This window comes from Croceivirga sp. ABH4_376 (assembly GCF_056160685.1).
The window spans coordinates 330,293-343,385 of record NZ_JBSWXQ010000001.1 but is presented as its reverse complement, the minus strand read 5'-3'; the positions used below and the strand labels follow the sequence as shown (position 1 = coordinate 343,385).

The 13,093-nt window shown below is 37.9% G+C and carries 11 protein-coding genes; 8 read left to right on the top strand and 3 right to left on the bottom strand.

The features are described from left to right. Positions 1-8: 8 nt before the first annotated feature. Both ACXAGS_RS01520 and ACXAGS_RS01515 read right to left on the bottom strand, forming a co-directional pair. The gene (locus ACXAGS_RS01520; RefSeq protein ID WP_474903957.1) at positions 9-3,215 is read right to left on the bottom strand and encodes a SusC/RagA family TonB-linked outer membrane protein; all 3,207 of its coding nucleotides are present in this window, start codon (positions 3,213-3,215) and stop codon (positions 9-11) included. Between the two features lie 42 nt (positions 3,216-3,257). Continuing rightward, on the bottom strand, positions 3,258-3,980 hold the full coding sequence (locus ACXAGS_RS01515; RefSeq protein ID WP_474903956.1) for a TIGR04282 family arsenosugar biosynthesis glycosyltransferase: 723 nt from the start codon (positions 3,978-3,980) through the stop codon (positions 3,258-3,260). A 169-nt stretch (positions 3,981-4,149) separates the two neighbouring features. On the opposite strand from ACXAGS_RS01515, the gene ACXAGS_RS01510 reads away from it, so the two are divergent. Both ACXAGS_RS01510 and ACXAGS_RS01505 read left to right on the top strand, forming a co-directional pair. Next, positions 4,150-4,929, top strand: coding sequence for a patatin-like phospholipase family protein (locus ACXAGS_RS01510; RefSeq protein WP_474903954.1), 780 nt, complete (start codon positions 4,150-4,152; stop codon positions 4,927-4,929). Positions 4,930-4,997: 68 nt separating this feature from the next. Next, positions 4,998-5,363 (top strand): hypothetical protein, encoded by a 366-nt coding sequence (locus tag ACXAGS_RS01505; RefSeq protein ID WP_474903953.1) that lies wholly within the window; start codon positions 4,998-5,000, stop codon positions 5,361-5,363. A 3-nt stretch (positions 5,364-5,366) separates the two neighbouring features. Here ACXAGS_RS01505 and ACXAGS_RS01500 read toward each other — a convergent pair whose 3' ends face one another. Continuing rightward, positions 5,367-6,416 (bottom strand): 2Fe-2S iron-sulfur cluster-binding protein, encoded by a 1,050-nt coding sequence (locus ACXAGS_RS01500; RefSeq protein WP_474903951.1) that lies wholly within the window; start codon positions 6,414-6,416, stop codon positions 5,367-5,369. 91 nt (positions 6,417-6,507) lie between these two features. On the opposite strand from ACXAGS_RS01500, the gene ACXAGS_RS01495 reads away from it, so the two are divergent. From ACXAGS_RS01495 to porW, 6 genes are all read left to right on the top strand, one after another. Next, positions 6,508-6,846, top strand: a complete 339-nt coding sequence (locus ACXAGS_RS01495) for a PadR family transcriptional regulator (protein WP_474903950.1) — start codon at positions 6,508-6,510, stop codon at positions 6,844-6,846. Then, positions 6,843-7,487 carry a hypothetical protein gene (locus ACXAGS_RS01490; protein WP_474903949.1) on the top strand — a complete coding sequence of 215 codons (645 nt, stop codon included), beginning with the start codon at positions 6,843-6,845 and terminating at the stop codon, positions 7,485-7,487. Before ACXAGS_RS01495 ends, ACXAGS_RS01490 begins: the two co-directional genes overlap by 4 nt. 21 nt (positions 7,488-7,508) lie before the next feature. Further along, entirely contained in the window at positions 7,509-8,210 is a 702-nt protein-coding gene (locus ACXAGS_RS01485; RefSeq protein ID WP_474903947.1) for a hypothetical protein, read from the top strand. A gap of 52 nt (positions 8,211-8,262) precedes the next feature. Continuing rightward, positions 8,263-9,732, top strand: a complete 1,470-nt coding sequence (locus tag ACXAGS_RS01480; protein WP_474903945.1) for a DUF5687 family protein — start codon at positions 8,263-8,265, stop codon at positions 9,730-9,732. A 30-nt stretch (positions 9,733-9,762) separates the two neighbouring features. Continuing rightward, the gene (locus tag ACXAGS_RS01475) at positions 9,763-10,470 is read left to right on the top strand and encodes an ABC transporter ATP-binding protein (protein WP_474903943.1); all 708 of its coding nucleotides are present in this window, start codon (positions 9,763-9,765) and stop codon (positions 10,468-10,470) included. Positions 10,471-10,543: 73 nt separating this feature from the next. Further along, on the top strand, positions 10,544-13,090 hold the full coding sequence (gene porW / locus ACXAGS_RS01470) for a type IX secretion system periplasmic lipoprotein PorW/SprE (RefSeq protein ID WP_474903941.1): 2,547 nt from the start codon (positions 10,544-10,546) through the stop codon (positions 13,088-13,090). The last annotated feature ends 3 nt before the right edge of the window (positions 13,091-13,093 follow it).

Genomic DNA, 13,093 nt, shown 5'->3' with positions numbered 1-13,093 from the left:
ATACCTTCTTAAAAATTAAAACCTGCTTTAAAACCGATGCTTCTTGTGGTGGCGTAGGACATGTCTTCTACGCCACCAATAAATCCATTACCTTGAACGGCAAATTGCTCAGGGTCAAAATGCGGATTTTCTGTAATCGCAAATAGATTACGACCGATTAACGATACGCGTAAACTGGCATTCTGTTGCAGAAAACTCAAGTTTTTAAAAGTGTAGCCCAAGACTACTTGCCGTAATTTTAAAAAGGAAGCATCATAAACATTGTTTTCCTCATGGTTACGGTCATAAAACTGGCGGTAATAACTCTCTGGGGTTACGGCTACCGTATTTTCTACGTAAATGGGGTTTTCTGCCGTTCCAGTGTTAACCACTCCTTGTGGCACAATACCTTCTTCTGGCCTAAAAGCGGTTTCTGCCAATTGACCACCCACATTACCCAAGGCACGTGTACGAGATACTACAATACCGCCTTGTCTCCAATCTAAAAGAAAGCCTAAATCCCAATTTTTATAGCTGAATTGGTTGTTGAACCCTAGCATAAAATCTGGATTGTAATTACCCAGTTTTTGTAAGTTATTATCTGGTATGTAACGTCCTTCTTCGGTTAGGATAAAATCGCCATTTTCATTTCTTAAATAGCCCGTACCGTACAAATCGCCAATACGGCCACCTTCTTCTACTTGTAAAAATACCGTTTGGTTTTGACTATCATAAATACGGGAATAGGCTAAGGTTAAACGCCCATCTTCTTGGGGTAAATCTTCTACCGTAGTTCTTGAGCGACTAAAGTTTAAGGTACTGTTCCATTTAAAATTATCAGTAACCACTGGGGTAGTGTTCAGAATAACTTCTAATCCTCTAGCACGTACTTCACCGCCATTTACTACCTGCTGAGTAAAGCCAGATGCGATACCAATAGGTAATGAAAGAATCTGGTCTTTAGTCAATGCATCGTAATACGAAACATCAAAATTTAATCGGTCGCCAAAAAAACGAATATCCGCCCCAAATTCTACTGCGGAAGTTTGCTCCGGACGTAAATTTGGATTGGCAATAAAATTCTGTTCGCTAAAAGTAGCTTGCCCTAAATAAGGGGTCTGTGCTACGAACGCACCTGAAGTTTGGTAGGGATTGGTATCGTTACCTACTTGTGCCCAACTGGCCCTAAGTTTTAAGAATGAAATAGCTGAAGGCAGTGTTGCAACCTCCGAAAGAATAAAACTGGAAGACACGGATGGGTAGAAAAACGAAACATTGTCTACCGAAAATGGCGTAGCCAAGGCACTGGACCAATCGTTACGACCGGTAATATCTAAAAACAGAAAATCTTTGTAACCTATTTTGGCCAAGCCATACAAACTGTTGATGCGTTTGTTGGATTCAAATTCAAAAACTTCAACAGGCGATGCGGCATTGCTTAACCTAAAAATACCTGGTTGTGCCAAACTTGTGGTTTGGGACTGGCTCGTAAAGGCTTTTTGGTCCAACTGGTTACCACCTAAAGAAATGGCCACCTTAAAGTCGTTAAAACGATTGGTATAATTCAAGAGAAAGTCGGTGTTGATTTCCCTAAAAAACACATCGTGTTCCGCATAGCCTCCATTTTGAAAACGGTTAGAGCTGTAAGCGCGGCGCAGTTGTCTGGTTTCATCGGAATAATCCATGCCGCTGCGCACCGTAGCCGAAAGTTGTGGTGTAAACTGATATTTTGCGGATATATTCCCAAAAACCCTATCCCGGTTAAATGAGTTTCTATTCTCATGTAGAATAAAGAAGGGGTTGTCAAAAAAAGTATAGTTAAAAGAATATTGCTGTCTGCCCTCTAGGCCGGGTTGCCAATAATTCCTTAGATTATCAATATTAAGGGAACGCGGACCCCATGCTACCAAAGAGTAATTCACATTCTCGGAACCGTAACCATTAGAAGGGCGGTTATCGCTTTGCGAATTAACGTAGTTAATAGACGAATTAATCTGAAGCTTATCCGTAGGTTTAAAATTGAGTCGCGCTGCAACCGTTTGGCGGTCCAAATTTACTCCAGGAATAATGCTTTCGCTACGCAAATCGGTAAAAGACAAACGGTAACTACCCTTATCAAATCCCGAAGAAATTGCGAGATTATTGATGAAAGTAGTTCCAGTTTCGTAAAAATCCTTGAGGTTGTCCGGGTTAGAAACAAATGGTGTTGCCGTAATAGGCAAACCGTTGTAAAGGGCAGTATCACCACCACGAACCACAGTCCCGTCCGCCAAGGTCACAGGACTATCAAACTGTGGAATCAAAGTGCCTTGGTCCAATCGCGGCCCCCAACTGTAGGTAATATTGTCGTTTATACCGCCGCCAAGACCATCTACATATTCAAATTGACCGGAATTTCCTTGGCCGTAGCTATTCTGAAAGTCGGGCAACTGAAAAGCACTTTCCAAAAATAGACTGGTGTTGTAGCTAATACCCAATCCTTTGGTTTTACTACCATTTTTAGTAGCTATCACCACCACGCCATTGGCAGCTCTTGTGCCGTATAACGCAGCGGCACTAGGGCCTTTTAAAACGGATACCTCTTCAATATCATCTGGATTTACTTCCATGGCACCGTTTCCAAAATCTACTTCTTGAAAACCAGCCGCCGCCTCATTGGTAAAGTTAAAAACCGTGTTGTTGTTAATGGGCACGCCGTCTACAATAAACAATGGATTGTTATTACTGAAAGAAGCTTCGCCCCTTATGCTGATGCGGCTAGATGACCCTACGCCGGTTGGACCTTGGTTAATGGTTACCCCTGCTAATTTACCGGTAAGGTTATCTAAAAAGTTCACCGATTTTACCTCGGTTACCCCTTGTGCATCTAAACTTTGCACTACATAACCCAATTCTTTGGTTTCGCGTTCCAAACCAAGTGCGGTCAAGACTATTTCGTTAAGCAATTCTGAGCTTTCTTCTAAAATGATGTTGAGGTTGTTGGTAGCACTGGTAATGGAAATGGTTTTGGTCTTAAAACCTAAAAGCGAAAAGCGCAATTGACCACCTTCCGCAGGTAGTGCCATAGAAAAGTTACCATTGGTATCTGTAGTAGCACCAGTAGTAGATTGTACCAGTAAAATATTGACAAAGGGTAGCGGTTCTAGATTGGCATCGGTAACCGTACCGCTGATATTGATTTGTGCTTGGGTAATTGCGCAAACGCACAATAACATACCCAAAAGTATATTTTTCATTTGTAATGTTGAGATTTCTAAAATGTAGGTTGGGGGGACAGCTTAGGTATACTGGGGAGAGCCTTTGTTATAGAAGGTAGACTGGTAGTGTGTTGTATAGCTAAGGTGTGTGTCGTTTTTAGGCGATGCTTGTCTGGATAGACCAAGCATCAATGCTTTTTTTAAAGCCCGGGCTAGACGTTTCTGGAGTAGCTTTAGTATATCTTCTTCAGAATCAACATCGGTCAAGGTTTCTAACTGATGAATTTGACCCGTTAAGCCAAAAGATTCCGAAATACGTTTAAAAAGCGAAATGCGTTCCCAAGGCAAGCGTTTAAAATCGTTGTAATTAAAATGGGTTCGGTTAATACCTATTAGATATAAGCCCCCATCCGTAGAAGGACCTAAAACTGTTTTGCCTTTGCAGATTTGGTGGTAAGCCTGTTTAAGTTTGGAAACCGTTAAGTTAGGGCTATCGTTACCAATAGAAATTACATTTTTATAGCCTTGGCCAAAAACGGCCAGTAATGCGTTAGAAAAACGTTCGGCAAAGGTTTTGCCAATTTGTTTTTCTTCATCCCAAATTAAATAGGGTAAACCAGATGCCTGCACTACGGAAAGCGTGTGCCTGTTTAAAGCATCAAATACTGCCTCGCCGTTACGTATGGGTTTTCGCAGGGCTTCTAGCTTCGCACTTTGTGCAAATACTAAAATGGCGGTATGGTTGGCTTTTTTTTGCAATCTAAAGCTATAATAGGTGTATTGGTTCGCAATACACGAATTCAAATTACAGGTTTTTTCTTAAAAAACTATTCTTGATTCTTTTTTGTTACCTACGGAGTTGTTTTCATTAAGGTTTTAAATGCTGGAGAAAAAATATATAAAACCTTTTTTTAAAGTGTGAAAACAAAATAATTAGTTGTGAAACAGTACTTTTAACCTATAAATTTTCTACATGTTAACTGGAAAGAAAATAGGATTGGTTTTATCTGGCGGAGGCATTCGTGGAATGGCCCATATTGGCTTACTAAAAGTATTGCAAGAGCGAGAGGTAAAAGCCCAGAGTGTTGCCGGTGCAAGTATTGGTGCCTTGGTTGGCGCTTTGTATGCCAATGGCAATAGCATAGACGAAATGTTGGCCTTTTTTAAAGAGACCCCTTTATTCCAGTATAGTTTTTTTGCCATAGGTAAACCGGGACTAATAGATACCGAACGTTATTTTAGTGTTTTTCAACAATTTTTCCCGCATGATTCTTTTGAGGATTTGAACATGCCCTTACATGTGGTAGCAACGGATTTATTACAAGGAACAGAAAAGGTATTTAACCAAGGCGACTTAATTATGCCCCTGCTGGCTTCTGCAGCTTTAACCCCAGTTTTTAGCCCTGTGGAAATAGACAAGGTGTTGTATGCAGACGGTGGTATTATGAACAATTTTCCGAAAGAATATGTGGAGCAAGACGCAGATTTGGTCATTGGTAGTAATGTATCGGTTAATGGTAAATTACAAAAAAAGGACTTGAGCAATTCACTACAACTTACGAGCCGTATAACAGGTCTTATGATTTATGCCTCTTGTAGGGAAAAAATTTGTGAGTGCGATATTTTGATAGAACCAGCTCAATTAGACCAGATAGGCGTTCTAGACAAAAAGGGGATAGAAAAAGCATTTACTATTGGCTATGATGCTGCCAATTTTGCTATGGACACTTATTTGGAAAAGACCAAGCCATAAACCCGGTTTTCAGGGATACTTTACAGAGGTAAACCGCGTTAGTTTTACACCAACTAAAAAGAAAACCAATGGCCGTTTTAGCAAAAAGAGATCCTGATGTAAAAAACCAGAAAACGTTTTATTATACTGATGTAGAACAAGAGGAATTTACCCATCAAGTTCACCAATTATTGGCGAATCGTGGTTACCGGTTAATCCAAGGAGATAAAACCAATGGCACTTATGAAAAAGGGAATAGAATAGCACGTATACTTTTAGGTGCGTTCTACAAGTACTTTAAACTACAACTGTATGTTGAATTTAATGGTCAAAACGAAGCCAAGTTGCAATTGATTAAAGCAACTTCTGGATTTTCTGGTGGCGCTATAGGTGTGAGTCAGGTAAAGAAAGAATTTACCAATCTTGAACAACTATTTACGCAGCTTAAAAACTAAGCTTTACACATCGTCAAAATCTAACTTTAAAGTTGGGGTTGTGGCATGGGCTTGGCAAGTTAAAATTAAACCTTCTTGTATCTCCCCATCGGTTAAAATCTGATTTTTTACCATTTCTGCTTTACCTTCGGTAACGCGCGCAATGCAGCTACTGCAAACACCGCCTTGGCAAGAATACGGTGCATCTATATCTTCTTTTAAAATGGCATCTAAAAGGATGGTTTTCTTTTCTACGTTTAAATTGAAGGTCTCATCATCTAGCAGAACTTCCACTTGGGTAGCACCTTCTAAGTTTTGGGCTAAGGAGTCTTCTGTTTCAGAAGCGGTAAACAATTCAAAATGAATTTTATCTGCAGCTACTCCGCCTTCTTTTAGCGTATCGGACACGGTGTTTATCATCGCTTCTGGACCGCATAGGTAAAAAGCATCAAACGCGGTATCCTTAAATTTGTTTTTAAGAATAAGATTTACCGTAGATTTTTCAATGCGACCAAAAAGGCAATCGGGCTCCGTACTTTTGCTGTAGACCCATTCTATGTGTAATCGGTCTTTAAACTGCCCTTTTAATTCCAAAAGCGCTGTATGGTACATAGTTTCTGCTGGTGTTTGGTTGCCAAAAACCAGTACAAACGTATTCTCTTCATGGCTTTCTAAAACCGTTTGTGCAATAGAAATTATTGGTGTTATACCACTACCAGCGGCAAAGGCGGCAACATGCTTTGTTTGGTTACTAGGTTCAAATACAAATCTGCCTTCTGGTGGCATTACGTCTAAAACATCACCTGCTTTAATTTCATCATTGGCGTAAACAGAAAAAGTACCCCCTTCAACCTTTTTAATACCAACGGTTAAATTTCCAGAACTAGGAGCAGAAGAGATAGAATAGGCTCTTCTTACCTCATTACCATTCACTGTTTTTTTAATAGTGATGTATTGCCCTGCCGTAAAAGAAAAGGTTTCCTTTAGATTTTGTGGTACATCAAAAGTTAGTGCAACCGAATTTGGTGTTAAACTAGTTACTGCAGCAACGGATAATGGGTGAAAATCGCTCATAGCAAATAAAATTTTTGCAAAGCTACGGAAAGCAAAGACTAAATTTAATACCTAAAAAACTTATGCATAAGAAATTTATGTATATTTGGATATGGCAAATTCAAAGTTGTACAAAGGGAGTTTAAATACCATTATTCTAAAATTGTTAGACGAGGAGGGTAAAATGTATGGGTATGAAATTACCCAGAAAGTAAAACAATTAACAAAAGGCGAGCTTAAGATAACCGAAGGCGCCTTATACCCTGCCCTACATAAATTAGAAGCAGAAGGTTTATTAGATGTTGAGGTGGCCAAAGTAGATAACCGCTTACGCAAATACTATAAGTTAACAGAGCAAGGCCAAAAGGAAACGGTGAATCGTTTGGCGGAGTTAGAAGAATTTGTACGTAGTATGGAAACCTTGTTGAATCCTAAATGGAAATTGTTATGAAACAACTTTTAGGTAAGGATGAACTTAATTTTATAGATAACTATTTGCGTAATTCTGGATTTGATTATTTAGATGTTCGCTTGGAGTTAATTGACCATGTTGCCAGTACAATAGAAAATAACATGGAAGAATGTGATATTGAATTTTATGATGCCTTTAAATCCTATATGGCCATCAATAAAAAAGGTTTAGAAAAAGACTATGAACTACATAAAAAACGGTTGCAAAAAACATCTTTCTTTATTCTTGGTAGAGAAATGATAACTCCTAAGTTTCTAGTTTGTTTCTGCGTTGCGGTGGTAACTATATATGCATGGACTAAATTTTCTACGGTTCCGTTTCCGTATGCGCAATCAATCTGGATTGCGCTAATTGGTGCAGGTTTGGTCTATTTTTTTGGTACGTTGCCCAAAAAAAGGTATCGATTTTCTAGCCTAGAAATGCTGGCTTGGCCCTTAGTAGCTAGTTCGTATGTAATGAACTTGTATTTTAACCTTTGGGTAGATGATAATTATTTTTTGTTACAGTGGCCATTAATTGCTAATCTATTGACTTCCTTTATTCTTACTTCTATACTTGCGTTTTTAAGATTGTTTTTTTTGAAAAGAAAGGAAGCTAATACGGTTTTAGCTAAAGCGTAAAAAGCGATAGTATTTCTATATATGAAAAAAGTTTTGACACAAGAACAAATAGAACAGCTTTACAAATTCGTGCGTTCACATTATGTAGAACATATTGATGTACAAATAGAATTGGTAGACCATTTGGCGCAAGGAATAGAAAAGCAATGGCAACAGTATCCAGAACGTTCTTTTGAGCTATGCTTGGAAAAGGAATTCAAAAAATTTGGAGTGTTTGGCTTTATGGAAGTGGTAGAAAAGAAAACCGCAGCTATGAACAAAAAGTATAGAAAGCTGCTTTGGCGGTACACTATTGAATGGTTTAGCCTATTTAAGCTTGCCATGGGCGTTGGTGTAATTTTTTTACTCTATGTCATATTAGGGTTAGAGATTCTTAATACCATTAAGTTTGAAATTTTAGTAGGATTATTTATGGTATTGGCCATTGTTGCACTAATCCGAACATTCCATTTAAAAAAACAGCTAAATAATAAACCTAAAAAGTGGTTGTTAGAAGAATTGATATTTAACCTAGGAGCATTCTTACAAGTAATTTTGTTGCCCATTCATGTACTAAATTTTAATAATTCACTTGGATTATTAGACACCAATTGGGGCTTGCTGTTATGGTCCGCATTAGTAGTTTTTTCAGTACTGCTTTATATCTTAAGTGCGTATATAATTCCCGCTAAGGCAGAAGAAATGTTGTCCGAAGTGTATCCAGAATACAAATTGGTATCATAGTGTAACAAATTATATTTTTTCACTACTCATTAACCAAACAAAACCACCAACCATGTTTAAACGTTTATTAAACCTTCAATGGAAATCTTTTTTTAGAAAAGCATCTTTCCAGACCGAATTATGGATAAAAATCTTGATGGGTCTAGGTGCGTTCTTTGTAGCTATTTATCTTCTTGGCTTTGGTATTGGCGCTTATTTCTTTTTGGAAAAAGCCAATCTAGGAGATCCCCTTAGGGTGGTAAACAAATACTTAATTTACTATTGGGTAGTAGACCTTGCGTTTAGGTACATGTTGCAAAAAATGCCGGTAGCCAACATAAAACCGATGCTGTATTTACCCATAAAGAAAAGTCAGATTGTCAACTTTACCTTAGGCAAAACAGTAAGTTCGTTTTTTAATTGGACACACGCCTTCTTTTTTATACCCTTTAGTATCATTCTTTTGATGAACGATTACCCTTTTATAAATGTTCTAGGGTGGCATTTGGGAATTATGGCATTAATATATGCCAACAACTTTATAAATATTTTGGCCAACAATAGGGATGTGGTCTTTTATTCCTTTTTGGCCGTATTTGCATTACTGGGTGCCGCACAATATTACAACTGGTTAGATATTACCTTGTATACCCAACCTGTTTTCGATGCTTTTTACGATTTGCCTTGGACGGCAGTTGTACCTTGGATATTAACAATTGGTTTATATTTTGCCGCATTCTACTATTTTTTAAACAGGATGTACTTAGATGGCGGTTTAGCTAAAAAATCAGTAGCCGTTAACACCCAAGAATACGATTGGTTAAATAAATACGGAACTTTAGGTACATTTTTAAAAAATGATATTAAACTGATACGCCGAAACAAACGGGCCAAAACAGCAGTTCTTATGAGTTTTCTGTTCTTGTTTTACGGACTTCTCTTTTTTACCGGAGGTATAGAGGCCTATGATAATCCTTTTATGAAAATTTTTGCGGGTATTTTTGTAACCGGTGGTTTTATGTTTGGTTTTGGGCAGTATGTTCCCAGTTGGGACAGTAGTTACTATCCTTTGATGATGAGCCAGAACATAAAATACAAGGATTACCTAAATTCTAAGTGGTACTTGGTGAACATTGCCACGGTTATCTCTACCTTTTTAGGTATATTTTATCTCTATTTTGGATGGGAAGCATATGCTGCCGTTTTAGTTGGGGGTATTTACAATTTGGGCGTAAATAGCTATATGGTACTGTGGGGTGGAGCTTACGTAAAAACGCCTATAGATTTAACATCTAACAAAAAAGCATTTGGAGACAAACAGGCCTTTAATTCAAAAACCCTTTTACTTACCCTTCCTAAATTACTTTTACCAATTATAGTGTATACCATTGGTCATTTTTTAGTGAGTCCGCTAATAGGTTATGTTTTAGTGGCCCTAACAGGGCTTTTAGGCTTCGTTTTTAAAGAAAAGGCTTTTAAAATGATAGAAAGTATCTACAAAGAGGAAAAATATAAAACATTGCTTGCCTACAAGCAGAAATAAGAAATAGCATCAACCATAACATAAAAAAACATGATTACAGCCACTAACCTTACAAAAACCTACGGAGATAATACCGTGTTAAATATAGATTCACTAGAAATACCAAAAGGTCAAAGTTTTGGCCTAGTAGGCAATAATGGCGCTGGCAAGACTACCTTGTTCAGTGCGCTTCTAGATTTGATTAAACCAACAACTGGCCATATTGTTAACAACCAAATACAAGTAGACCAAAGTGAAGCTTGGAAACCGTTTACGGCAGCATTTATAGATGAAAGTTTTTTAATTGGTTATCTAACTCCAGAAGAATATTTCTACTTTATTGGCGAATTAAGAGGGCAGAACAGAGCAGACGTTAATGCACACCTGGCCCAGTTTAGCGACTTTTTCCATGGTGAAATTTTGGGTCAGAAAAAGTATTTGCGCGATTTATCTAAGGGAAATCAGAAAAAAGTTGGAATTGTAGCAAGTTTTATAGGTAGTCCGGAGGTAGTTATTTTAGATGAGCCCTTTGCAAACTTAGACCCAACAACTCAAATTCGGTTAAAAGGCATAATAAAGGAACTTGCGGCAAAAGAAAATGTTACCGTTCTGGTTTCTAGTCACGATTTAATACATGTAACGGAGGTTTGTGAACGTATTGTGGTGTTAAATAAAGGCGAAATTGTAAAAGATATTGCCACTTCTGAGGCAACCTTAAAAGAATTGGAACAGTTTTTTGCGGGGGAAAAATTGGTGTAGTTGCATTTTATCGATGAGGCCTATACTAAATAGCTATTTTTTTAGTTATGCATAGGTACAGAATTGCAACAAGTTGAAGCTTCATACTTTTAAAAATTACGTTCCCTTAGCGGCTTTGTTAGCTGTAATTGGGTGTTCTACTAAAAAAGACACCTTTGTAAACAGAAACTGGCATGCATTAAATACCAAGTACAATACCTTGTACAATGGTAATATTGCTTTTGAGGAAGGCAGAGCAGAATTAAACGCCAATTATCAAGATGATTTTTGGGACCTGTTACCCGTAGAACGGCTAGAAGTTTCGGATCAGGTAAAACTAGATTCAGAAGATAACAACCCAAACTTTTTAAGGGCAGAAGAAAAGGCTACCAAGGCCATACAAAAGCATAGTATGGACATACAAGATTTGGAACGCAATCCACAAACGGACGAAGCCTTCTTGCTTTTGGGTAAAGCCCGTTATTTTGACGAACGTTACATTCCTGCTTTAGAAGCGTTCAATTACATTTTAAAGAAATACGAGTCTAGTGATAAGCTTAATGAGGCTACCATTTGGAGAGAAAAAACCAACATGCGTTTGGGTAATCCAGAATTGGCCATAAAAAACTTAAAGCGCTTACAAAAGTTTGAACGGTTAAAAGACCAAGAGTACGCAGATGCCAATGCGGTAATGGCACAATCGTATTTAGATATTGCTATTAAAGATACCGCAATACAAAAACTAAAAATTGCACAAGCTTACACCAAAAAAAATGAAGAGCGAGGGCGCTATTTGTTCATAATTGGGCAGCTTTACAATCAACTAGGGTTTAAAGACAGTGCAAACTACGCCTTTGACAAGGTAATTGCATTAAACCGGAAATCGCCTAGGGTGTACATGGTAAATGCGCACCTAAAAAAGATTTTAAATACCAAGGTTACACCAGAAAATGAAGAGTATTTACTGGAATACCTTACGGATTTGGAAGAAAATCGCGAAAATCGTCCGTTCTTGGATAAAATTTACCATCAAATTGGAAATTATCATTTAGAAACAGGCTCGGATAGTTTGGCTTTGGTCTATTATAACAAATCAATTAAGGCTACTCAAAACGATAGAAAACTCAATGCCTTTAATTACGAAACACTTGCCGCATATAATTTTGATTTAAACAACTACAAGCAAGCGGGTTCATATTATGATAGTGTATTACAAAACCTAACGGAAAACACTAGAAAGTATAGAACTATCAAGAAAAAATTTGACAATCTTGAAGATGTAATTGCCTACGAGGATATTGTAACATATGCAGACAGTGTTATTACCGTTTATAACATGCCAGAGGAAGAGCGGGTAACGTACTTTGAAGCTTACATTGCAGACTTAAAAGCTAAAGAAGAGGCACTTGAAAAGGAGAAAGAAAAAAGAGCTAATGCTGGTTTTGCGCAATTTGCGGCTTCATCTGGTGGTAAACAAAATCAGGGTAAGTTCTATTTCTACAATGTTGTAAGTTTGGGCAAGGGTAAAACTGCTTTTAGAACCCAATGGGGAGAACGTACCTTGGAAGACGATTGGCGTTGGAGCAATAAAAATACAGTAGCTATATCCGAAGCAACAGGAGACGCGGTAGCAAGTACAGAAGTAGCGGTACCAGAAAACGAAAAGTTTTCTTTAGACTATTATTTAAGCCAAGTACCAACAGACACACATAGCATAGATAGCCTAGCGGCAGAACGTAATTTTGCCAATTACCAATTGGGGCTTATTTACAAGGAAAAGTTTAAAGAGAATCTTTTGGCAGCAGGGAAACTAGAGCGTGTGCTTAAGGGAAACCCAGAAGAACGCCTAATACTACCTTCTAAGTATAATTTGTATAAAATATATGAAGAAGAGGGTAGTCCTCTTGCGGCAGGAATGAAACAAGACATTATCCGCAATCATGATGGTAGTAGGTACGCAGAGCTGTTGTTAAACCCGCAAGCGGTTTTGGGTCTAAACGAAGAGGGTCCGGATGCTAGATATGCACAACTCTTTAAATTGTACCAAGAACAAAAATTCATAGAGGTTATTACCCAGTCCCAAGAATGGATCAATAGATTTACGGGTGATCCTATTGTGCCCAAGTTTGAATTGCTTAAGGCAAACGCCATAGGGCGTTTACAAGGGTTTGAACCTTTTAAGGAAGCACTTAATTATGTGGCCTTAACGTATCCTAATAATCCAGAAGGTAAAAAAGCAGAACAAATAGTTGCCCAACAGCTTCCCAAGTTGGCCAATAAAGAATTTAGTCCGGAAACTGGCGCAACTGGTACAGGAAACTGGAAGGTGGTCTTTCCGTTTAAGATTTCAAATAATGAAGCGGCCTTGGCGTTAAAAGAGCGTTTAGAGGAGGTGGTAATAGATCTTCGATATAAAAATGCGGTAAGTAAAGACACCTACACATTAGAAGACCAATTTGTAGTGGTGCATGGCTTTAAATCAAAAGACTTTGCCTTAGGCTTTGCAGAACTGATAAAAAACAATAAGGATTACAAAATAAAGGATAAGAATTTCGTAATTTTATCAAAGAACTACCAAACTATCCTAGTCCATAAAAATTTAGAAACGTATAAAGAACAAATTTTAACCCCAAAACCGTGAGTA

Excerpts from the sequence above, each read along its gene's own strand:
- ACXAGS_RS01520 (WP_474903957.1), bottom strand. The coding sequence starts at position 3,215 with ATGAAAAATATACTTTTGGGTATGTTATTGTGCGTTTGCGCAATTACC.
- ACXAGS_RS01510 (WP_474903954.1), top strand. The coding sequence starts at position 4,150 with ATGTTAACTGGAAAGAAAATAGGATTGGTTTTATCTGGCGGAGGCATT.
- ACXAGS_RS01505 (WP_474903953.1), top strand. The coding sequence starts at position 4,998 with ATGGCCGTTTTAGCAAAAAGAGATCCTGATGTAAAAAACCAGAAAACG.
- ACXAGS_RS01500 (WP_474903951.1), bottom strand. The coding sequence starts at position 6,416 with ATGAGCGATTTTCACCCATTATCCGTTGCTGCAGTAACTAGTTTAACA.
- ACXAGS_RS01495 (WP_474903950.1), top strand. The coding sequence starts at position 6,508 with ATGGCAAATTCAAAGTTGTACAAAGGGAGTTTAAATACCATTATTCTA.
- ACXAGS_RS01490 (WP_474903949.1), top strand. The coding sequence starts at position 6,843 with ATGAAACAACTTTTAGGTAAGGATGAACTTAATTTTATAGATAACTAT.
- ACXAGS_RS01485 (WP_474903947.1), top strand. The coding sequence starts at position 7,509 with ATGAAAAAAGTTTTGACACAAGAACAAATAGAACAGCTTTACAAATTC.
- ACXAGS_RS01480 (WP_474903945.1), top strand. The coding sequence starts at position 8,263 with ATGTTTAAACGTTTATTAAACCTTCAATGGAAATCTTTTTTTAGAAAA.
- ACXAGS_RS01475 (WP_474903943.1), top strand. The coding sequence starts at position 9,763 with ATGATTACAGCCACTAACCTTACAAAAACCTACGGAGATAATACCGTG.